Genomic DNA, 22,100 nt, shown 5'->3' with positions numbered 1-22,100 from the left:
GCATCAGGTTTTAACGAGGAGACTTTCAACGGTCTCTACCAAATATTTCATGTCATCAAGATTGTAGCGCTGATCTATTGGCAATGATATCATGTGCTGCGCAAAGTGATACTCCAAGGCGTCTGGCGAGGTCCATTCAAAAACGTTCGGCCAATAGGTAGCGACAAAGATCTTCCGTTCAATCAACTGTGATTTTAAATGATCCTTAGCTATCAACAATGGGTACACCATCGGCGTATCCTCCGGACTATAATGGAACTTGAATTCGTTGATGTCTTTGAAGCGTTCGTGAAGAAAAGCAAAGTGCTCACGCCGTTTTTTGGCACAATCATCGTATTCCACCGCAGCCATTAATTGCTGGGTTAGATTCGACATTACTTTGATCTCATTATTGATGAGTACATCATTATTTCGAACGTAATCTGCATACCCTGCCTCAACATTTAGATCTGCAGCTTTCACCAGGTGGCTCATACGATCTACAGAGCTATCTTTGCTCAGTTCCAGTCGCCTGGAGCTGCGCGCATACAGATAAGCACCGTCAGGTACGCCGAAGAATTTTCTGCAGGAATAAAAAGTGTCGATGCCGATGATTGGCGCAGCATAAAATGCCTGCGCATTGTCTATGATCAGATTTTTTTGCGTTTTACTTAGGGCCCGAACCGTATCGGTTTTAACACCAAAGTAATTCGTGTAGAGCATGCAGGAATGATCATCCACTTCAAAGTCAATAACGGGATCCATCTGCTCATCGATTTTATAGAAGTGGTACTGCAGTTGCAAGCGCTTTATAGGCTCTAACAATACCTCACAAGTAAAATAAGGCAGATAGATGGTGGTGTAACCCTGTGTGAGGAGAATGTACTCCAAGCTGTTTCTTGCGGTATTCAGCTGAATAAGGTCAGGGTAGTATGGTTTACCTCCAGGAAGCTGAAGGCCCATATAACCTCCAATGGTTCTAACAGGATGTGTTGAGTTTGGCATATGTATATTATCGCAAGAGCAGGCTAAATTTAGGAAATTCTTTAAGAATTGAACAATGGCTGGCCTATTCGTTGATCAGGATGATCTTACCAATGTGTTCACTGCTTTCCATAACTTCATGCGCAACGGAGGCCATTGAAAACGGAAAGGTTCTGTAAATAACCGGCTTAAATGCTCCTGACCTAATTACAGGCCATACTTTTTCTTCAATCTCTGCGGCAAGTGCAATTTTAAAGCCAGAATCCCGCGCCCGCAGCGTACTTCCCGTGATGCTGATCCGCTTTTGCATCACTTTCCATAGTTCCAGTGACACCTGGCTGCCTTGCATGGCATTGATGTACACCAGGCGGCCCTCCGGTTTGAGCAGATTGATGTTCTTGCTGAAGTAATCTCCTCCAATCATGTCCAGCACCACATCCACACTATCCCGGGGGATCTCTGCTTCGAAATCATGGGTTTTATAATTGATGAACTGATCCGCGCCGAGTTTTAGACATGCCTCCCCTTTCTCGTTTGTGCCGACGGTGACGATGACCTTGGCTCCGAAAACTTTGGCAAGTTGGATCGCTGTGATGCCGATACCACTGCTTCCACCGTGCAGCAACAAAGTCTCACCTGGCTGAAGCTTACCGCGCTGAAACACGTTGTGCCAAACCGTGAATATGGTTTCTGGCAATCCCGCTGCGGCAGCAAAGTCCATGTTCTCAGGAATGGGCAGGCATTGACCCTCGTTTACGGCAACAAGGCTGGCATATCCACCACCAGCGATCAAGGCGCAAACCCGGTCACCGGTCTTCCATCGTTTTACACCCGGTCCACATGCTACCACAATCCCGGCGACTTCCAATCCGGGGATATCTGCAGATACACCTTCAGGTGCCGGATAGTTGCCCAATCTTTGCGCGATATCGGGACGGTTTACACCTGCAGCTTCAACGGCGATCAATACTTCGTCTGTACCTGCTATGGGATCCGGACGTTCTGTAATTCTTAAAACAGAAGCTGCTCCAGGTTCAGAAATAATTACTGCTTTCATATCGTTCTATATATAATAAAATTAACCGCCCTGGGGCTACAATAGTTTGAGGCTAAAATTCATGATACTTTTACATTTTCTTTTAAAACTACAATTTGAATGAACTGTTATAACTTAAATTTTTAGACATGAACGCAAATCAGGAAGAAAAAGAACAAGCGCGGGACGGACACGATAATACCGGAACGCAGGGTTATGATTCTTTGCAAGACGCCGGTTATACGGGAACTGGTGAGGGCCGCAAAGCTAATCCGGGTACTGGTACCGGTAGCTCTTCAGAAAGTTTTCACGAAGTAGCTTCACCGGAAAAAGAAATCAGCGATGAAGACCGTGCCTTGGATTCAGGAATTTAACGACACCAGAAAAAGCTTCAGGCTTACCAATTATGAAAGTCGAACTCAAGAAAGATTATGTGAATTTGCATGTTTTGATCGAAGCCGAAACATCAAATGTCGTTAAGGGTATTTTGATCTTTTTCAATATCTGTACCCTGGCCATAGTCCTCTTGTCTTTGGTCGACTGGCTGCTTGCCTTATTTGTGATCGGAATACTGCTTATGGCACTGTTCGGATGGCTCACACTTTGGTACGGCTTTGGGAAAGAAAAGCTCATCATCAACACGAAATCGATCAGCTACCAGTACATGTATGGCCTATATACGACCCAACCGGAGGCCCAGCCTATAAAACGGGCGCTCAACATTTCTCTCGCGCCCTCCCGTGAAAGAAATGGACTCGAATATTTCAATGTAATTTTTGAGACATACAACAAGCATAATGTCCCTGAAGAGATTTACAGAACCTCACTGGCAATTACCCGCGCAGAATTTGCGGTGTTGAAGCAATCGCTCCGCGCCTTATATTTTGAGAAGGTTGACCCGGAATATCATCGGCAGCCCTATATCCTAAACTAAGGATACCAACTTCGCTAAATCCTTCAGCGAATGGTTTTTATAAACAAGAGGTGCATCCTGGTTGTTAGCTATGCAACTTCAAACTTAATTTAAATCAATTATTATGAAAAAAGTGTTTTTAGCGGCAACTCTGGTTGCAGCCTTAATGGTTCAGGCATGTAATTCCGGCCAAAGCACGGATGGTACCACTGACTCGACTTCTATGGATTCCACTGAAATGAGCAGCACATCCGACATGGCAACGGATACCAGTGGGCAGAACCCTGCCTCGTCTGACCCTAAAGCGTTTATGGAACAAGCAGCGATTGGAGGTATGATGGAGGTTGAGGCCGGAAAGATTGCGCAAACACAGGCATCCAGCCAACGAGTTAAAGATTTCGCGGCATTGATGGTAAAAGATCATAGTGCTGCAAACAAGGAGTTGATGGGCATAGCCAGCAAAAAGTCCGTAACCGTACCTGCAAGTTTACCGGCTAACGAGCAACAGCACCTTGATGCCATGAAAAAGATGTCTGGTGCGGAATTCGATAAGCACTACATGGGCATGATGGTACAGGATCACGACAAAACCGTCTCCCTGTTTCAGGCAGGCAGTAAAAATTCGGACGCAGATGTAAGTGCTTTTGCAACCAAGACGCTTCCTATCATTGAAGGTCATGCTAAGATGGCAATGGAAATTCAAGGTACACTGAAGTAGCGAAAACTGATGACATAAAAAAAGCGGCAATGCCGCTTTTTTTATGTCTGAATTTCTAGATTACTTACTTAACGCCCCAGGTTTTTGATGGCTGACTTCCCATTTTAATAACCAGATTACCACCTGCGGTAATCTCCTGGTGTTTAAGGAAGCTGCTGTTCCGGGGTTTTCCGTTGAGGGTTACGCCCTGGATGTAAATATTTTCCTGGGAATTGTTTTCCACTTTAATGTTGAACTTCTTACCACTTTCCAGATTGATGGTAGCCTCATCAAACAAAGGGCTGCCGAATACATATTCCCCGCTGATCGGATTGGCCGGGTAGAAGCCCAGGGACGAGAAAATGTACCAGGAAGACATTTGTCCAACATCCTCATTACCGGAAAGACCATCTGGAGCATCGGTGTATAGGTCATTCAGGATATGACGAACATGTTTAGCGGTTTTCCAAGGCTGTTTAGCATAGGTATATAAATAGGTGATATGATGGCTTGGCTCATTTCCATGTGCATACTGTCCTATAAGGCCGCTGATATCAGGTGAGGCATCATCACCAAGGTGGCCTTCCACAAGAAACAGCGAATCTAATTTTGTGGTGAATTGCTTTCTTCCACCCATCAGGTTAATTAAACCTTCAGGATCTTGAGGCACCAACCAGGTGTACTGCCATGCATTTCCTTCTGTATAGTCGTCTGCGCGGTGAATAGATTTTACCGGATCAAATGGTGTTCTCCATTTGCCGGGACCAACTTTCGCGCGCATGAACTGGGTGCTTTTATCGAAGTAGTTCTGATAATTGAGCCCACGTTTATGGAAATACTTGTAGTCTTCTGGTTTATTCATCTTCTGGGCAACTTTGGCAATGCTCCAGTCGGCAATCGCATATTCAAGGCCCATCGCTACAGACTCCACAGTACTGTCTGCAGGAATATACCCATACTTTTTCACGAAGTTGAGTCCTCTTTCGTCCAGCATTGCCGTCTTTTTCATGGCTTCGAAAGCAAGTTTATGATCAAAGGAGCTGAAACCTTTCAGCACGGCATCTGCAACGACGATAACGCCCGGATTTCCCACCATGGTATTGGTTTCATTCCCCATCAGGTGCCAAACTGGTAGTTTCCCCTGCTGCTGATAGATGGCAAGCATGGTGTTGATCATATCATTTACACGCTTTGGCTGAATAATGGTATACAAGGGATGTGCAGCACGATAGGTATCCCACAAAGAGAAGGTCGTCAGGTTCGTGAAGTTTGCATTTTTGTAGACATTCTTGTCGGTTCCACGATAATCACCATTGTGGTCGTTGAAGGTAGAAGGCGCGATCATGGTATGATATAGCGCGGTGTAGAAATTCCGCTTATCCTTCAGATTTGCGGTCTTAATTTCAAGCTTTCCAAGTTCTTTATTCCAGGAGGCATCTGCTTTAGCTACAATCTCGTCGAAATTCCATCCCGGGATTTCCGCTTTGATATTCATTGCGGCATTCTCCATACTTACCGGGGAAATGCCCACACGGATTTGAATTTGTTCATCCGCTTTGGTGTTGAAATATGCGGTAGCTACCAGCTTTTTACCACGGTATTTGGAACCCGTTAGTACCGCGGAAGAGTCTGAAGCAACAAACTTGTCAAAGGGTTTGGAGAAGATCGCAGTAAAAAAGATTCGTTGATCATTAGCCCAGCCCTTAGAATATCTATAGCCCGCAATGGTGGTATCATTGATCTTTTTGATATAGGTGTCTGTGGCAATGTCCCAGCCAATGCCCTGACGTAGGTCTATCCGGATTTTTGCAGCGGTGGAGGCTGGGAAGGTGTAGCGGTGAAAGCCTACCCTTTCAGATGCGGTTAGTTCTGCGTGGATATTGCTCGGCGACATGCGTACTCCATAATATCCTGGTTTCACCACTTCTTTATCATGGGTGTATAGCGCCAGTTTATCATCAATGCCGGGTAAAATCGAAATATCGCCAAGGTCACCTATTCCAGTACCACTTAGATGCGTATGGGAAAAGCCAACAATCGTAGAATCTGAATAATGGTACCCTGAACACCAGTCCCAGCCTTGAGATCTGTTGGTTGGTCCGAGCTGTACAGCACCAAATGGAACACTTGCGCCCAGGAATACGTGGCCATGACCACCTGTACCAATATATGGATCTACAAACTGGCTAAGGTTTGGAGCACTAGATTTAGTGGCCTTGGTTTGAACTTGTGCAATGGCGTTGCTTCCAAGGCACATGGTAATGCCGAGAAAGCAAGGAATAATCTTACTAAATTTCATTGGTTAAATGGTTGAGCGGGCTAAATAAAGAATTTTATAGGAGAAAATCGGTATCAAAGCCTATTTTAGCGAGATAATCGGGTAAGTAATGGTAAAAAAACTGTTGTCAAATACGGGTATATTTTTCTTAAACAGCTTGTCACTGTTGCCCTTAAGTATACTCTATTTTTTGGCAGATGGCGCTTACCTGCTCCTGTACCACCTGATCCGTTACCGGCGGAAGGTTGTTTACGAAAATTTGCACAATGCATTTCCTGAAAAGGATAATGCCGAGATTGAACAAATTGCAAAGAAATACTACAAACACCTTTCGAACCTCATGGTGGAGATTATCAAAATGGCAAGTATTTCACCATCGGAGCTAAAGAGACGGTTTACGTTCAAGAATTTACACCTCATGAATGACTATCATGAGCGTGGCCAAAGCACACTAATATGCTCAGCGCATTATGGTAACTGGGAATGGGGTACACTAGCCTTAGGATTGAACACCACTGCTGTTGTTTACCCAATCTATAAACCGGTTTCGAACGAGGCTTTTGGCGGCTGGTTCAAACGCATAAGGAGCCGCTTTGGAAATCAGCTGATCCCGATGCGGCAAACTTTACGTGCGCTTCATGCAAGCAAAGACGTTCCGACGATATTTTGCTTCGGCAATGACCAAACTCCCCTGCGGGAAGAATCCACTTATTGGCTGAACTTTCTGAACCAACCAACAGCCATACTGCTGGGGCTGGAAAAAATTGCGGTAAGAACGAACCGCCCGGTGTTCTATATGCGTGTGCGGGTATTAGAAAGAGGCTATTATGAAGTGGAATGTGTTCCGCTCTGCCTGAATCCGGCAGAAACTGCAGCACATGAGATCACCAACTTACATGTTAATTACCTGGAACAGATCATAAAAGAAGAACCAGCCTACTGGTTATGGAGTCACCGCAGGTGGAAGCACAAGCCTCAAGATTAGATTAGTTTTACAAACATTACTATACACGAATTGTTCTTTAACTATTATATATATACTACCAGAAGTTAATTTTAAGTGTTTAAAACACCCATTATGCCAAGCATTCAGGAAAACCATGTTATAACGAAAATATTATCAATAGATATAGGGGGCAGCAGTATCAAAGCCTGCATGTTAAATGCCGAAGGTCAGGTACTGTCGGAATACACCAAATTACCGACTCCGGAAGAGTCCACACCGGAAGCTGTACTCGAGGTGATTAAGATGCTTGCTTCAACGATGGGAGACTTTGATGCCGTTTCCGTAGGATTTCCGGGATATGTAAAGTTTGGCATTGTAGAGACAGCACCGAACCTCGCTAAAAAGCAATGGAAACATATACCTTTTGCTCAGGAGATCAGTAACACTTTTCACAAACCGGTACGTTTAGTAAATGACGCAGACCAACAAGGCCTTGGCGTGGTGGATGGCGAGGGCTTTGAAATTGTCATTACACTAGGTACGGGAATGGGAACCGCCCTGTTGTATGATGGGCAACTATTGCCGCACCTGGAGCTCGCACATTTTCCGGTAAGCAAGGATAAAGATTACGATGATTATGTTGGAGATCGAGCCTTTGAAAAAATCGGCAAAAAGGAATGGAATGATCGCGTACAGCGGGTAATTGAAATCTATAAAACAGTTTTCAACTATGACCGCTTGTATATTGGTGGTGGAAACGCTAAGGAAATAGACTTAGAGCTCGACGAGAATATTCGCCGGGTGAATAATCGTGAAGGCATAAAAGGTGGGGCTAAGCTTTGGAAGACAAAAGAACAATACCAGATCCGTACAATATATCCAACACACTAAACAAGCAATCACCTGCCTGCATGAACAGGCATACAATAAAATAACAAATGAAAAAATACACCTTAGGAATGATTGGCCTTGGAACCATGGGCCGAAATTTATTGCTAAACATGGCCGACCACGGCTTCGAAGTTACCGGGTATGACAAGGATCCGAAGATGCTTGCCAAACTTGAGGAAGATGGGAAAGATAAGAATTTAAAAGGCCATGCCTCGCTTGAAGAATTTGTTCAAAGCCTGGAACTTCCACGCCGGATTGTGCTTTTAGTTCCCGCGGGTCCAATCGTTGATAGTGTGATCTCAGAGCTACAGCCCTTACTGGAAGCCGGTGATATGATTATCGATAGTGGTAACTCCCACTTTACCGATACCAGCCGCAGAGCCGAAGACTTATCAAAAACAAACATACACTTCTTCGGCATGGGTATCTCCGGCGGTGAAGAAGGTGCACGTTTTGGGCCAAGTATGATGCCTGGTGGCGATAAACAGGCCTATAGTGCAATGAAGGAAGTTCTTGAGGCGGTGTCTGCAAAGGTGAACGGCGAGCCTTGTGTAACTTACATCGGTCCGGGTGCTGCAGGTCACTTCGTGAAAATGGTGCATAACGGAATTGAATATGCAATGATGCAGCTGCTTGCGGAAGCCTATGATATTATGAAGAATAGCCTGGCTTACAACAATGAGCAAATTGAAGCCACCTTCAAAGAATGGAATGCAGGACGTATGAAGTCCTTTTTGATGGAGGTTACCGCGGATGTATTTAAATTTAAAGACGAAAAAACCGGAAAACTGCTCATTGACCTGATTAAAGACGAGGCAAAATCAAAGGGTACTGGCAAATGGACCTCTCAGGTTTCCATGGATCTTTACTTGCCGATCCCGACCATTAACGAGGCCGTAAGTACGCGCGATTTATCCAAGCTGAAAAAACTGCGCGTTGCGCTATCTGAAGCATTTGAGAAACCTGAAACCAAAATTGACGATCCGGAACAATTCATCGTTGATCTGGAAAACGCATTGTATTTCTCCATGATCGTTTCCTATGCACAAGGTTTGCATCTGTTGACACAGGCTTCCGAGGCATACAAATATGAACTAAAGCTTGACGAAATTGCTAAGATATGGCGTGGCGGATGTATCATCCGTGCGGAACTGTTACAGGATATCTATGCTGCTTATCAGGCAAAACCTGATCTTGAACATCTGTTTGAAGATCAAAATATACAGCAGAAAATTGCAGGAACCCTTTCTGGTGTCCGCAAGGTATGCAGTACCGCAATGAACCACGGGATCGGCATACCGGCCTTCGCCTCCGCCCTGACCTATTTCGATTCTCTAAGAACCGCAAACCTACCAAGTAACCTGACCCAGGCCCAGAGAGATTTCTTTGGCGCACATACATTTGAACGTACCGATGAGGAAGGTATTTTCCATGCAAACTGGAATGCCGAAAATTGATCCTAAAATTATGAAGACATCTATTAATGTTAAACCGACCATCGTAGTGATCTTTGGCGGTACCGGTGATTTAAATATGCGTAAGCTGGCACCGGCATTATACAACCTGTATAGTGATCATTTCATGCCCCAGCAGTTTGCTATTATAGGAACTTCAAGAAAGAAGCTGGAAGATGATAAATTCCGTGAGATGCTTAAAGATGGGGTCAATAGCTTCTCCAGAAACGGTCGTGTTGATGACGCCAAGTGGGATGTGTTTTCGGAACATGTTCGCTATACACCCGTTGATGTTTCTGCACCTGAAACATTTGCAGGATTGAAAACACTTATCCAGGAATATCAGGATGAGTTTGGCCCGCAGACGCAGGTGCTCTATTATCTCGCAGTTGCGCCGGATCTTTTCCCGCTTATCGCAGAATGTATTTCCAGGTATGACCTGGCCGGGAACGAAGAAACCTGCAGGATCGTGATTGAAAAACCATTCGGCAGGGATCTGGACAGTGCCAGAGCACTTAACAAGCTGCTGACTGGTATTTTCACTGAAAAACAGATCTATAGGATCGACCATTACCTCGGTAAAGAAACGGTGCAAAACATCATGGCGTTCCGTTTCGCAAACTCACTGCTGGAACCACTTTGGAACCGTACTTACATTGATCACGTTCAAATCTCCGTAACGGAGCAGTTGGGTGTAGGTGACCGCGGTGGCTACTATGACGGTGCAGGTGCATTACGGGATATGATTCAAAATCACATCCTTCAGCTATTATGTCTGATCGGGATGGAAACGCCGGTAAACTTTGATGCCGATGAAATTAGAAATAAAAAGGTCGACGTGTTAAAAGCCATGCGCCCATTTAATGCGGAGGCTATCCGCTTTGCCACCGTGCGCGGCCAATATACCAAAGGTTGGGTTGAGGGGAAAGAAGTACCTGGATACAGACATGAGAAAGATGTTGATCCGGAGTCGAACACCGAAACCTTTGCAGCGCTGAAGTTCTTTGTCGATAACTGGCGCTGGCAAGGTATTCCGTTTTACGTAAGGACCGGTAAACGACTGTTTCAAACCTCCTCAGTGATATCGATTCAGTTTAAGGATGTACCGCATCATATCTTTCCATCTGGCGTTTCCGAGCACTGGCAACAAAACCGGCTGATCATCAGCATCCAGCCAGAGATGAGCATCCGCTTACAGGTACAGGCCAAACGTCCAGGATTGGACATGGTTTTGAATCCGGTTGACATGGTATTTGACTATAAAGGGACCTACAACACCTCTACACCGGAGGCCTATGAGACCCTGCTGCTGGACGTTATGACAGGTGATCAAACGCAGTTTATGCGTGCAGATCAGGTTGAAAGTGCATGGGAGTTGTTGATGCCAGTGATCAATGCCTGGGAGAATAAAAAATCGTTAAGCTTCCCGAACTACACCGCGGATTCATGGGGACCTGAAGATGCAGAAGCCCTAATTGCAAGAGACGGATTTCACTGGTTTACCCTACCCTTAAATAAAGAATAATGAATTTATTAATATACCACGGCAAAGACGAACTGCTGGAAGACCTCGCTGAGTTTATTTTGAAAATCGGAAATGATGCCATTGCGGAAAGCGGCAGGTTTAACTTTGTATTAACCGGCGGCAGCTCTCCAAAGACGCTCTATCAACAGCTAGCGACCAAATATAAGGATCAATTGGACTGGCAAAAGGTGTTCTTCTTTTTCGGAGACGAACGTAATGTAAGTGCAACAGACAAGGATTATAACGGTTTGATGGCGGCTGAAAGTTTGCTCAAACCGCTTGGCATCAAAGAGGATCATATTTTCTATGTTGATACCAATTTGAGTCCTGTTGAGGCGGCTGCAGCTTATCAGAATTCCATCCTTTTGCACTTCAATGGTGCACAGCCTTCGTTTGACCTGATCTTATTGGGAATGGGTGATGACGCACACACGGCATCATTGTTCCCGGAGACCGAGATTCTGGAAAGTTCTGAAGTTGGCGTGGAAGCTGTTTTTGTGGAGAAGCTAAACACTTACCGGATCAGCATGACGGCTGGCCTGATCAACAATGCAAAAAACATTGCGTTTTTGGTTTTCGGTAAATCAAAAGCCGATGCTGTTAAAAACGTAATTGAGTCCGAAGAGGAAAATACGAGCTTATACCCGGCACAGTTGATTAATCCACCAAATGGTCATGTTACCTGGTTTTTAGATCAGGAAGCGGCTGCATTGCTCAACAGCTAAAATAAATCAGCTATGGAACTCCGTGCTGAGGTTTTAATCGTTGGCGGAGGCCTTGCCGGATTGAGTAGTGCGATCCACCTGTGCAACGCAGGCAAGCAGGTGATTTTAATAGAAAAGAATACCTATCCACAGCATAAGGTTTGTGGTGAATATATCTCAAACGAAGTACTGCCGTATCTGCGCTATCTGAACGCAGATCCGGCGGTACTTTTTCCAAATCAGATTTCCAGACTTCAAGTGAGCAACCTTGGGGGAAGCAGTTGTGAAACTAATCTTCCCCATGGAGGCTTTGGAATCAGCAGGTACAAATTAGACGAATACCTGTACCAGAAAGCAATAGCTGCCGGGTGTACCATTATACATGACCGGGTTAAAGATGTACATTTCAGGCAAGATGAATTTGAGGTACATACTTCAAACAGGACCTTTCATGCAAAAGTTGTACTTGGCGCATTTGGAAAGCGCGAACAGCTGGACCATGCGCTGAATCGTCCCTTTGTAAAACAACGCTCACCATGGCTGGCTATAAAGGCGCACTATAAAGGTCCACATCCCTCGGATCTAGTCGCTTTGCATAATTTTCAGGGCGGCTATTGTGGCGTATCAAAGGTCGAAAATGATATCATCAACATCTGCTATCTGGTAAACTACGAATCCTTCAAAAAGTTCAGGAACATCCGGGAACATCAGCAGCAGGTGCTTTATCAAAATCCGCAGCTCGAAAGGCTGATGGAGCATAGTTCCATGATGTATGAAACGCCGCTCAGTATTAGTCAGATCGCTTTTGATTCCAAGGAAAAGGTCAAAGACCATGTCCTGATGATTGGTGACACCGCAGGGTTGATTCATCCTTTGTGCGGCAATGGCATGAGTATGGCCATCCATGCGGCGGGGGTTTGTTCCGCATTGGTCCTCGAATATCTGGAAGGCAGAATTACTTCAAGATCCGCCCTGGAAAACCAGTATGTGCAACAATGGAATGCCCAGTTTAGAACAAGGATACAGGCAGGGAAATTATTATCAGGCATTTTGTTAAAACCTGCGGCCGCAGAAATCGTTATGAAAGTACTGGTAAACTTTCCGGCGCTGTTTAAACCCATGATCAGGATGACGCATGGCAGCCCTTTACAGATGCGATAATATGGTAGATACGACTTATAGAAGCAACGCAGCCGAAATCATGGATGATTTTGCCATGAAAGGTGAAATATTACGTGATGCATTGGATAAGATTGCCAGTATCAATAAACTGTTAGGTGGCAACAAAGTTACCTTGGATGGCGTGACAGCGCTATTAAGAGGTATTGACAAAACAGCAACCATTCATATACTGGATGTCGGCTGTGGGAACGGTGATATGCTCAGGACCCTCGCCGATTATGGCCTACGTTCAGGTTATAACTTCAGGTTATATGGTATAGATGCAAACGCTTTCACCATTGAACATGCGTCGGGTTTGTCTGCGGAATACCCCAACATCAGCTACCATTGTGAGGATATTTTCATGGAGAACTTACCCGCTCCAAACTTTGACATTATATTGTGTACGCTTACCCTGCACCACTTCAAAGATAACGAGATTTTGAACCTGCTCGGCTTCTTTCATGCACATGCGAAATTGGGTATTGTAATCAATGATTTACACCGCAGCAAACTAGCGTATTATCTATTCACCGCATTGTGTTATGTATTCGGATTAAATGAGATGTCGCGTGAAGATGGCCTTGTTTCCATCTTGAGGGGCTTCAAGAGGCGGGATCTCGAGCAGTACACAAAAGCACTACAGTTTAGGAAAGTCAGCATTAAATGGCGCTGGGCTTTTCGTTATCAATGGATTATTTCTTCTTTATGAGCGTAAAAATCACAGCCGTCGGCAAAGCGATACCACCGTATTCCAGGACAACAGCAGAGATCATCCCCTACTTGGATGCATGGCTTGATGGTCAGGATGGCCGGTTCCTCAGAAAAGTAAAGAAGATCTTCGAGAATGCTGCAGTAGATAAACGCTATTCGATCATGTCGCCCGAGGAGGTTTTCAGCAAGACTTCCTTTGAAGAAAAGAATCGGATATATATGCGGGAAAGCATCAACCTGGGTGCGCAGTGTTTAAGTGAGGCTGTATCAAAAGCGGGCTGGCATGCGGAAGACATCGAGATTCTAATCACGGTAAGCTGCACGGGAATTATGATTCCCTCTTTGGACGCCTATTTGATCAACCGCTTACACATGAAACAGGATGTGCTGCGATTGCCAGTAACAGAAATGGGCTGTGCAGCTGGCGTTTCCGGAATTATTTATGCGAAGAATTTTTTGCAATCCAATCCCGGAAAACGCGCGGCAGTGGTAGCGGTTGAATCTCCGTCTGCTACCTTTCAGTTAGACGATTTTTCGATGTCCAACATGGTGAGTGCAGCCATATTCGGTGATGGCGCAGCATGCGTTTTATTGTCTTCGCATCAAGACGACCAGGGGCCAGAAATTATCGCCGGGGAAATGTATCACTTTTATGAGGCCGAGCACATGATGGGTTTTGATCTAACCAATGGTGGTTTGAAGATGGTCTTAGATGTTGCAGTGCCGGATACAATTGCGGAGCACTTTCCCCTGATCATACATCCTTTTTTAGCTAAACAGAACCTCAATATCGCGGACATTGACCATTTGGTTTTTCATCCCGGCGGAAAGAAGATCGTCCAGCTTGTTGAAGAATTATTCGGTACTATGGGGAAAAACATTGATGATACAAAAGAAATTTTGCGGATGTTTGGAAACATGTCGAGCGCAACAGTGCTGTATGTTCTGGAGCGTTTTATGGAACCAGGTCGCGCTAAGGCAGGCGACTTAGGATTGATGTTGAGCTTTGGACCTGGCTTTTCGGCACAAAGAGTATTACTTAAATGGTAAAAGAATTTGAAGGCAGGGGTTTTTGGGCGGTGGTACTGGGCGGCAGCAGCGGCCTGGGGCTTGCATCTGCAATAAAGCTGGCTGAGCAAGGTATGAACATCTGCCTGATTCACAGGAACAGCCGTACGCAAATGGAAGCTATTGAGGCATCTTTCAGGCAAATACGTGCTTTTGGCGTATCGTTGACTACCTTTAACCTGGATGTAACCCGATCCGAAAGCCGCGATATTGTAATCAAAAAACTTGCTGAGGTAAAGGCTGACACCGGGCGCGTACGTTGCCTGCTGCATAGCATTGCAAAGGGAAATCTCAAGTCGCTTAGTGGTCCGGAAAACGCTTTAGGCACGGAGGATTTCTTGCTTACCATGCAGAACATGGCCATCAGTTTAAGCGACTGGACTGCTGCGCTACACCAGGCCGGTTTGTTCGCTGATGACGCCAGGGTTATCTCTTTTACCAGTGAAGGTTCATCAAGAGCATGGAAGTATTATGCTGCAGTATCGGCAGCCAAGGCAGCTTTGGAAGCGATCACCAGAAGCATAGCCTTGGAGTATGCGCCCTTTGGGATTCGCGCAAATTGCATCCAGGCAGGAGTGACCGATACCCTCTCCCTCAGGAAAATACCAGGAAGTGAAGCACTAAAAACACATAGCATAAACAGAAACCCTTTTAATAGACTAACAACACCGGAGGATGTCGCCAAGGTCGTTTACCTGCTTTGCAAAGATGAAGCGGCATGGATCAATGGTGTTGTGCTGCCTGTAGACGGCGGCGAACAAATAAGTTAATTATGAATAAAGAAGAAATTTTAAGTCAGCTGCCCTACGCTGCACCTTTCCATTTTGTAGACAGCCTGGATCACATCGATGAAAATGGTACAAGAGGAACATTTACCTTCAATCCTGAACTGGATTTCTACAAGGGACATTTTAAAGATCACCCGGTTACACCGGGTGTAATACTTACGGAAACCATGGCGCAGATAGGCTTGGTTTGTCTCGGCTTCTTTTTGCTCGGAAATACTGCTGAAGGCGCAACCGGGCACGTTATGCTCACATCTACAGCCATCGATTTTATGAAGCCGGTTTTCCCAGGAGAAAAAGTGACGGTAAGCTCGGAAAAGATCTACTTCAGGTTTAAGAAGTTGCATTGTAATGTGCAAATGAAAAATGAAGCTGGTGATATCGTTTGCAAAGGAACCTTGTCTGGCATGGTGACTACCAAGTTAAATGGCTAAGAGGGTTGTTATAACGGGGATGGGCGTGGTAGCGCCAAATGGCCTTGGCTTGCAGGATTTCCGTGCAGCGATAATGGCCGGGCGCTCGGGTATTCAGTTTGATACTCAGCTGGAAGCCCTTCAGTTTTCGTGTCAGATTGCCGGTAAGCCGGTACTTACTGCGGAGCTGATCTCCCGTGACTTTAGCCCACTGGAGCTTCGAAACTTCAATAGCACGGGCATTCTTTACGGCGTTATTGCCGGGATGGATGCCTGGGCGGATGCCGGATTAGCAGTAAACACCTCAGATGAACCATCCTGGGACTATGGAATGATCTTTGGCGCCGGTACGTCGGGGATCGACCGCTTCCGGGAAGCCATTTACAAAATTGATGAACTGCAAGCCAGGCGCCTGGGCAGCACCGTAGTGGTACAAACGATGAACAGCGGTGTGAGTGCGTACTTGTCGGGAAAGCTTGGACTGGGCAATCAGGTTTACAGCAACTCCTCTGCCTGCTGCACCGGAACAGAAAGCCTGCTGATGTGTTATGAACGTGTTAAATCCGGACAGGCGAGCATCATGCTCTCTGGCGCAACCAGCGACAGCGGTCCCTATATCTGGGGCGGCTTCGATGCCATGAAGGTGTGCACGTATAAGCATAACCAGAGCCCTGAAATGGGCTCCAGGCCCATGAGTGCTTCCGCAAGCGGCTTTGTGCCCTCCAGTGGTGCTGGGGCCTTTGTGGTGGAGTCGCTGGAACATGCCTTAGCGCGTGGGGCAAAGATTTATGCGGAGATCTTAGGTGGCAACAGCAACTCTGGTGGGCAACGTGGTGCAGGCTCCATGACGGCGCCGAACCCGGTAGCCGTACAACGATGTATCACCACTGCCCTGACGAACGCCGGGATCTCTGCGGAGGATGTGGACGTAATCAACGGTCATCTTACGGCGACAGCAATGGACGGACTTGAGATCAGAAACTGGAGCGAAGCACTGAAACGATCTGGCAAGGATTTCCCTATGATCAATACCCTTAAAGGCATGGTTGGTCATTGCCTTAGTGCTGCCGGCAGCATCGAATCTGTCGCCGCTGTTTTGGAGCTTCATGAAGGGTTTATCTTTCCAAACATCAACTGCGAAGATCTGCATCCGGAAGTGCTGGAAACGATTGACAGCAGTTGCATTCCGCAGGCTTTATTACACCGGGAATTCAATATTTTAGTAAAAGCAAGCTTTGGCTTCGGCGATGTAAATTCATGCATCGTTTTTAAAAAGTATAAAGATGGAGAATCAGGAACTAATTAGTCGTTTGAAACCGATTGTAGCAATGTATGCACAGGACAAAGCGGCACTGGAGCGTATGGCCCCAGAGACCGACTTCATTAATGATCTTAAGATTAATTCAGCCAACCTGGTTGATGTTATCTTGGATGTAGAGGAGGAATTTGATATCGAGATTGACAATGATTCCATGCAGAAAATGCTTACGGTTCAAGCATCTATGGATATTATTCGAGGTAAAATTCAGGAGAAATGATTGGCAATGACCTGGTAGACCTGCAGCATGCTTCCAGGGAAAGCAACTGGATGCGACGGGGCTTTTTGCACAAGCTTTTCAGTAAACAAGAACAGCAATATATTATGCTTGCGACAAAGCCATCAGAAATGGTCTGGCTGTTATGGAGTATGAAGGAAGCTGCTTACAAAATTTACAACAGGCAGTCTGGTGTGCGGGAATTTGCGCCACATAAGTTGGGTTGTAAGCTATCCTCGGTAGAAACTGCAGAATATCATGGAGAAGTACAGATCAATGGATGTGCTTACGTAACCAGGAGCGAAATCAAGTCAGGTGACTATGTTCACAGCATCGCTTCTCAGGTGCCGCCGAATTTGGATGGCCTTAATCTATGTATGTATCCATTAACTGCAGGTATAGACTACAAGGCCATGGCTCCTCTAAGTGTAAGTCACCATGGCCGGTATCTTGCGCTTATATTTTAGGCAAATTCTCTTCAATCAGCAGGTTGATTATACCGTCAACCATACCCACTCGTGGCACATATATCTGCTTGATACCTGTCCATTTCATCAAGGTAAGATAGATCTCTGATGCTGGAATAATCACGTCGGCCCTGTCTGCATTAAGCTTGAAAACGCGGATCCTTTCTTTCAAAGAGTAGCTATTTAGGTCATTATAGAGATTTTTGAGCTTGGTAAAGGACATGGGATTTCCGTCTTTCTCATCAGACATCCTAAACAGTTTGTTGATGTTTCCACCTGTACCGATAGCAGCAAGATTCTTATAGTTTTTCGTCTGAACTTTAACCCAGTCCTTCATCTCGTCCCAGGTTTCGGGTTTGTCCTGATTATCAAGTATACGGATGGTTCCGATGTTGAATGATTTGGAGGCTACTTGTTTGCGGTTGACAAAGATGGTGAGCTCGGTACTTCCGCCACCCACATCAATGTAAAGGTAGCCGCGGTTTTCGTCCAGTGTTTCTTCAATATGGTTGGCGGCGATGATGCTGGCCTCCCGCTGACCTTCAATGATCTCCAGGTTGATATTAGCTTTACGCTTGATGATCTTTACGATTTCCTTGCCATTGCCAGCTTCGCGCATGGCAGATGTTGCACAGGCGATATAATGACTCACCTGATATACATCCATCAGGTTTTTAAAGGCAGTCATGGTCTTAACCATATCCTCAATCTTCCTTTCGGAGATTTCTTTGTTTAAAAAGGCATCATCACCCAGTCGTAAGGGAACCCGGATCAGGGTGTTTTTCTTGAACTCATAACGTTGGTTGCCGAGGCTGATGTCTGCAATCAGCAGTCGTACAGCATTGGAACCGATATCTATTGCGGCGTATCTCAACATAATTATTGATGCTTGTTTTTAAGGTAGTTATATGTTTGAACTTGTGCCCTAACCTTAATTGCAGAGCGGTTTTTGTGATATTTATTATTATTAAGCCTGGTGATATCACGGGCTTTCACATTGTCTTGAAGCTGAAAGTCTATGATATCCCGGATCTCTTTTCTAACCTCTTTATCTAAGACCGGGAACCCCACTTCCACCCGGTGTTCGAAATTCCGGGTCATCAGATCTGCTGAGGAAAGATACATTTCTTCATTCCCCTGATTACCATAAATAAATATCCGGGCATGTTCCAGGAACTTGTCTACAATACTGATTACCGTAATGTTCTCGCTGTAGCCCTTTATCCCTGGAATAAGGCAGCAAATACCACGTACAATCATTTTGATCTTTACCCCGGCATTGCTCGCTTCATAGAGCTTTTCTACAATGCCTTCATCCGCGAGGCTGTTAACCTTAAAGATGAGGTATGCAGGTTTTCCACTCTTTGCGATCCGGATTTCCCGATCTATAAGCTGATAAAGCTTGCTCCTGCTTTCTAATGGGGAAACAATAAGATGTTTGAAGCCCTTTGCGATCGTTTTCTTATTCAAGGCCGTAAAGAGTTTAAGCAGATCTTTGGTAATCTCCTTCCTGGAGGTGAAAATGCTGTGATCACAATATATCCGCGCCGTTTTCTCATTGAAATTTCCGGTGGCGAGGTTGGCGTAATAGACTGCTCTCCCTTTTTCCATGCGCTTGACCAGACATATTTTGGAGTGCACTTTGTAGTCGGTAAGTCCGTAATTAACATTCACACCTTCCTCAAGTAGTCGGCTTGACCAGAAGATATTTGCTTCCTCATCGAAACGCGCTTTCAATTCTACGAGGCAGTGCACCTTTTTGCCGTTCTTAGCAGCATTGATCAGGGCATTGATCACCTTGGAGTTTTCAGCAAGCCGATATAGGGTAATGTGAATTTCGGTGACCTTCGGATCGATGGCAGCCTCGCGGAGGAACAGAATGATGTAGTCGTAAGATTGATAAGGGAGGTTGATCAGGTAATCACGCTCCGCCAGTTTATTGATGATACTTTCCGTGGGATGTAGCCCTTTAACTTTCAAGGGTACAGTGGTTGGATACTCCAAAGATTTAGGACCAACGTTTGGAAACTTGATGAAGTCGCCAAACCTGTGGTAACGGTTGCCAGGGATCAAGCCTTCCGCATCGAGCTTCATTTTAGACACCAGAATTGATAACATATCAAAGGGCATTGCCGTATCATACAGCAGCCGTATCAACTTCCCTTTTTTGCGTTTATCCAGACTTGCCTTGAGCTCATCTATAAATTTTTCGCTGACCCGTTTATCAATGTCCAGTTCGGCATCCCGTGTAATTTGAATTGTATATGCCTCCAGCTCATTGTAGTTGAAAACATAAAAAATATCATTCAGACAGTACTTGATGATGTCTTCAACCAGAATGATAAACTTGAGGTCGTTTGTTTCCGGTAAGACCAGGAACCTTGGCAGGGTACTTGGGATTTCAATCAATGCAAACTTCTCCGTGATTTTCGTGCCCGTTTTAAGCAGGCGTACGAAGAAATACAAACGGCGGTCTTTAAGCTCGGGAAAAGGTTGATCGAGATCAATGATGATTGGTACTAAATTCGAAAGGATTTTATCTTGAAAATGCTCACGGACAAAAGCTCCTCGCGAGACGTTTAGTTGTGAATCATCAAGAATGAAGATCCTGTTCTTTGCCAGGCCATTGATTAGCGTTTCCTGGAAGAGGTCCTCAAATTTGCGTTCCTGTTTAACAACGATATTCTTAATCTCGTTGAGTACCTTTTTTGGGTTAAACCCTAATAGTTCTTTCGCTTTCTCATTTAAATTCGACAATCTGGACATTGTGGCTACCCGTACACGGTAGAATTCGTCCAGGTTGGAGGAGAATATGGATAAAAACTTAATTCTTTCGATCAGGGGAACGCTCTCGTCTGCTGCTTCCTGCAAGACTCGCTCATTGAAATACAACCAGCTAATTTCCCTGTTTAAGAAAGGAACTTTCTTTTTATTCATATATCGCTATTAAATCACCCAATACACACTGAATAACAAAACTGCCTATTCTAATGTTAAAACAATATTAACTTTATGTTAGGCAGCGCTAATTGATATGCTCTTTATCAGTGGTGGCGGCAGGTTTCGCTTTCTTCGCAGGAGCTTTAACTGCTTTGGTCGATTTAGTGCGAGGCTTGGCTATTTTTACGGGTATAGTTTCGGTGGCAAGCGGAGCAGCAGTATTTTCTTTATTACTGATGGCCGCTGGTTTTGTTTTCACCGCAACCTGGGGCTTCAGCTTAGGTTCTTTAGGCTCTTTAGGAGCTTCAGCCTTGGTGGATTTCATCCGTTTAGAAATCTTCTTTGCTACGAATTTACTTACCAGTATAAGGTCTTCCCCTATTTTCTCTGCATCATGCCCTAAACTTTTTACAGCTTCAAACAACTTTGTTGTAAGGCTTTCTTCAAGGGCTTTTTTCTCGGCCTTTTTTGCGGCTTTCTTTTGACTATCAGTCTTATTTGCTTTCATAATGCGATGGGAAATGGTAAAAAAATTAACCAGAGTGAGCAGCAATAAATTAAATGGGTACTTTCTATACTCAAGTTATTTTTCGTTGATTTGTACAACAACAAAGATTTTTACTAAATCTAATATAATTTTCATTTAAAAGCTATAATCATGCCCAGTTTCGATATTGTAAGTAAAGTAGACGCACAGACCTTCGATAATGCGATGAACAATGCGAAGAAGGAAATTCTGAACCGCTATGATTTCAGTACCTCAAAAAGTACCATCGATCATGATAAAAAAACCAATGTCATCACTGTTGTAACGGAAGACGACATGAAACTAAAAGCAATTCAGGACACCATCATCTCGAAGATGATTAAGCAAAACCTGGACGCTGCCAGTTTAGATTTTGGTAAAGAGCAGTATGCTTCCGGAAATATGATCCGCAAAGAAATTACGATTAAAGAAGGCCTTGATAAGGAAATTGCAAAGAAGATCGTTGCCAAGATTAAAAGTAGTGGTTTAAAGGTCCAGGGTTCGATTATGGAAGACCAGGTCCGTGTACAGGGGAAAAACATCGATGATCTTCAAGCAGTCATTGCGCTTTGCAGAAAAGAAGACTTTGGTCAACCCTTGCAGTTCATCAATATGCGAAGCTAAATTCAGTTAAACATGGAGATCTCAGAGAACGGCTTTATCTTTTCCGACGATGTAAATAAGCTGGATGTTACTGCCATCTACGATTTTCTCCGTAATGGATCGTATTGGGCAGCTGGAATCCCATTTGAAACGGTACAACGTTCAATTGATAATTCGCTCTGCTTCGGAATATACAAAAACACCGTGCAAATAGGCTTTGCACGGTGGATTACGGATAAAGCTACTTTTGCCTATCTCGCTGACGTATATGTTTTACCTGAATTTCAAGGTCAGGGTTTGATGAAAAAGCTCATGTCGCTGATGTTGTTTCATAACGATCTGCAGGGGCTAAGGCGCTATATGCTTTCTACCCGGGATGCCCATAGCCTTTATGAAAAGTTTGGATTTAAGCCCATCGAAAATCCCGCAAACTTCATGGCCGTGGTGATTAAAGACCCTTATGCCTTAGGCAACTAAATGT

At 44.9% G+C, this 22,100-nt stretch carries 24 protein-coding genes; 18 read left to right on the top strand and 6 right to left on the bottom strand.

What is annotated here, in order from left to right:
* Nucleotides 1–3: 3 nt before the first annotated feature.
* Together ACTHQF_RS12505 and ACTHQF_RS12500 are read right to left on the bottom strand one after the other, a co-directional pair.
* Nucleotides 4–984 (bottom strand): hypothetical protein, encoded by a 981-nt coding sequence (locus tag ACTHQF_RS12505; protein WP_440430555.1) that lies wholly within the window; start codon nt 982–984, stop codon nt 4–6.
* 64 nt (nt 985–1,048) lie between these two features.
* On the bottom strand, nt 1,049–2,020 hold the full coding sequence (locus ACTHQF_RS12500) for an NAD(P)H-quinone oxidoreductase (RefSeq protein WP_440430554.1): 972 nt from the start codon (nt 2,018–2,020) through the stop codon (nt 1,049–1,051).
* A 128-nt stretch (nt 2,021–2,148) separates the two neighbouring features.
* Here ACTHQF_RS12500 and ACTHQF_RS12495 point away from each other — a divergent pair, with 128 nt between their 5' ends.
* From ACTHQF_RS12495 to ACTHQF_RS12485, 3 genes are all read left to right on the top strand, one after another.
* Complete coding sequence (locus ACTHQF_RS12495) at nt 2,149–2,373, top strand: hypothetical protein (RefSeq protein WP_440430553.1); 225 nt, start codon at nt 2,149–2,151, stop codon at nt 2,371–2,373.
* 32 nt (nt 2,374–2,405) lie between these two features.
* Complete coding sequence (locus ACTHQF_RS12490; RefSeq protein ID WP_440430552.1) at nt 2,406–2,933, top strand: hypothetical protein; 528 nt, start codon at nt 2,406–2,408, stop codon at nt 2,931–2,933.
* 103 nt (nt 2,934–3,036) lie between these two features.
* Complete coding sequence (locus ACTHQF_RS12485; RefSeq protein WP_440430551.1) at nt 3,037–3,630, top strand: DUF4142 domain-containing protein; 594 nt, start codon at nt 3,037–3,039, stop codon at nt 3,628–3,630.
* Between the two features lie 64 nt (nt 3,631–3,694).
* On the opposite strand, the gene ACTHQF_RS12480 is transcribed toward ACTHQF_RS12485, so the two are convergent.
* Complete coding sequence (locus tag ACTHQF_RS12480) at nt 3,695–5,908, bottom strand: GH92 family glycosyl hydrolase (RefSeq protein ID WP_440430550.1); 2,214 nt, start codon at nt 5,906–5,908, stop codon at nt 3,695–3,697.
* Between the two features lie 88 nt (nt 5,909–5,996).
* Here ACTHQF_RS12480 and ACTHQF_RS12475 point away from each other — a divergent pair, with 88 nt between their 5' ends.
* The 13 genes from ACTHQF_RS12475 (at nt 5,997) to ACTHQF_RS12415 (ending at nt 17,550) form a co-directional block, all read left to right on the top strand.
* Complete coding sequence (locus ACTHQF_RS12475; RefSeq protein ID WP_440430549.1) at nt 5,997–6,872, top strand: lysophospholipid acyltransferase family protein; 876 nt, start codon at nt 5,997–5,999, stop codon at nt 6,870–6,872.
* Between the two features lie 93 nt (nt 6,873–6,965).
* Entirely contained in the window at nt 6,966–7,724 is a 759-nt protein-coding gene (locus tag ACTHQF_RS12470; RefSeq protein ID WP_440430548.1) for an ROK family protein, read from the top strand.
* Nucleotides 7,725–7,771: 47 nt separating this feature from the next.
* On the top strand, nt 7,772–9,181 hold the full coding sequence (gene gndA, locus ACTHQF_RS12465) for an NADP-dependent phosphogluconate dehydrogenase (RefSeq protein ID WP_440430547.1): 1,410 nt from the start codon (nt 7,772–7,774) through the stop codon (nt 9,179–9,181).
* Nucleotides 9,182–9,191: 10 nt separating this feature from the next.
* Nucleotides 9,192–10,703 carry a glucose-6-phosphate dehydrogenase gene (zwf, locus tag ACTHQF_RS12460; RefSeq protein WP_440430546.1) on the top strand — a complete coding sequence of 504 codons (1,512 nt, stop codon included), beginning with the start codon at nt 9,192–9,194 and terminating at the stop codon, nt 10,701–10,703.
* Nucleotides 10,703–11,428, top strand: a complete 726-nt coding sequence (gene pgl / locus ACTHQF_RS12455; protein ID WP_440430545.1) for a 6-phosphogluconolactonase — start codon at nt 10,703–10,705, stop codon at nt 11,426–11,428. Before zwf ends, pgl begins: the two co-directional genes overlap by 1 nt.
* Nucleotides 11,429–11,440: 12 nt before the next feature.
* Nucleotides 11,441–12,568, top strand: coding sequence for an NAD(P)/FAD-dependent oxidoreductase (locus tag ACTHQF_RS12450; protein ID WP_440430544.1), 1,128 nt, complete (start codon nt 11,441–11,443; stop codon nt 12,566–12,568).
* 1 nt (nt 12,569) lies between these two features.
* Entirely contained in the window at nt 12,570–13,280 is a 711-nt protein-coding gene (locus ACTHQF_RS12445) for a methyltransferase domain-containing protein (RefSeq protein ID WP_440430543.1), read from the top strand.
* On the top strand, nt 13,277–14,332 hold the full coding sequence (locus tag ACTHQF_RS12440; protein ID WP_440430542.1) for a type III polyketide synthase: 1,056 nt from the start codon (nt 13,277–13,279) through the stop codon (nt 14,330–14,332). The genes ACTHQF_RS12445 and ACTHQF_RS12440 overlap by 4 nt, the downstream gene beginning before the upstream one ends.
* On the top strand, nt 14,326–15,120 hold the full coding sequence (locus ACTHQF_RS12435) for an SDR family oxidoreductase (RefSeq protein WP_440430541.1): 795 nt from the start codon (nt 14,326–14,328) through the stop codon (nt 15,118–15,120). Before ACTHQF_RS12440 ends, ACTHQF_RS12435 begins: the two co-directional genes overlap by 7 nt.
* A 2-nt stretch (nt 15,121–15,122) precedes the next feature.
* Nucleotides 15,123–15,569: a 3-hydroxyacyl-ACP dehydratase FabZ family protein gene (locus tag ACTHQF_RS12430; protein ID WP_440430540.1), complete on the top strand. Its 447-nt coding sequence runs from the start codon at nt 15,123–15,125 to the stop codon at nt 15,567–15,569.
* Nucleotides 15,562–16,854 (top strand): beta-ketoacyl-[acyl-carrier-protein] synthase family protein, encoded by a 1,293-nt coding sequence (locus ACTHQF_RS12425; protein WP_440430539.1) that lies wholly within the window; start codon nt 15,562–15,564, stop codon nt 16,852–16,854. The genes ACTHQF_RS12430 and ACTHQF_RS12425 overlap by 8 nt, the downstream gene beginning before the upstream one ends.
* Nucleotides 16,832–17,086, top strand: coding sequence for a phosphopantetheine-binding protein (locus tag ACTHQF_RS12420; protein ID WP_440430538.1), 255 nt, complete (start codon nt 16,832–16,834; stop codon nt 17,084–17,086). The genes ACTHQF_RS12425 and ACTHQF_RS12420 overlap by 23 nt, the downstream gene beginning before the upstream one ends.
* Nucleotides 17,083–17,550 (top strand): 4'-phosphopantetheinyl transferase family protein, encoded by a 468-nt coding sequence (locus tag ACTHQF_RS12415; protein WP_440430537.1) that lies wholly within the window; start codon nt 17,083–17,085, stop codon nt 17,548–17,550. The genes ACTHQF_RS12420 and ACTHQF_RS12415 overlap by 4 nt, the downstream gene beginning before the upstream one ends.
* Here ACTHQF_RS12415 and ACTHQF_RS12410 read toward each other — a convergent pair.
* The 3 genes from ACTHQF_RS12410 to ACTHQF_RS12400 all read right to left on the bottom strand — a co-directional run bounded on the left by ACTHQF_RS12410 (nt 17,540) and on the right by ACTHQF_RS12400 (nt 20,998).
* The gene (locus tag ACTHQF_RS12410; protein WP_440430536.1) at nt 17,540–18,427 is read right to left on the bottom strand and encodes a Ppx/GppA phosphatase family protein; all 888 of its coding nucleotides are present in this window, start codon (nt 18,425–18,427) and stop codon (nt 17,540–17,542) included. The two genes, ACTHQF_RS12415 and ACTHQF_RS12410, sit on opposite strands and share 11 nt — an antisense overlap.
* 2 nt (nt 18,428–18,429) lie before the next feature.
* Nucleotides 18,430–20,487 (bottom strand): polyphosphate kinase 1, encoded by a 2,058-nt coding sequence (gene ppk1 / locus ACTHQF_RS12405; RefSeq protein ID WP_440430535.1) that lies wholly within the window; start codon nt 20,485–20,487, stop codon nt 18,430–18,432.
* An 88-nt stretch (nt 20,488–20,575) separates the two neighbouring features.
* Nucleotides 20,576–20,998: a hypothetical protein gene (locus ACTHQF_RS12400; RefSeq protein WP_440430534.1), complete on the bottom strand. Its 423-nt coding sequence runs from the start codon at nt 20,996–20,998 to the stop codon at nt 20,576–20,578.
* Nucleotides 20,999–21,148: 150 nt separating this feature from the next.
* Here ACTHQF_RS12400 and ACTHQF_RS12395 point away from each other — a divergent pair, with 150 nt between their 5' ends.
* Both ACTHQF_RS12395 and ACTHQF_RS12390 read left to right on the top strand, forming a co-directional pair.
* Nucleotides 21,149–21,640: a YajQ family cyclic di-GMP-binding protein gene (locus tag ACTHQF_RS12395; protein ID WP_440430533.1), complete on the top strand. Its 492-nt coding sequence runs from the start codon at nt 21,149–21,151 to the stop codon at nt 21,638–21,640.
* A 12-nt stretch (nt 21,641–21,652) separates the two neighbouring features.
* Nucleotides 21,653–22,096, top strand: coding sequence for a GNAT family N-acetyltransferase (locus tag ACTHQF_RS12390; protein ID WP_440430532.1), 444 nt, complete (start codon nt 21,653–21,655; stop codon nt 22,094–22,096).
* Nucleotides 22,097–22,100: the final 4 nt, after the last annotated feature.

It is taken from the genome of Pedobacter sp. SAFR-022, assembly GCF_051965375.1.
Lineage (GTDB): Bacteria > Bacteroidota > Bacteroidia > Sphingobacteriales > Sphingobacteriaceae > Pedobacter.
Note: the sequence above shows the minus strand (reverse complement) of the source record. Positions and strands in the feature narration are given on the sequence as shown.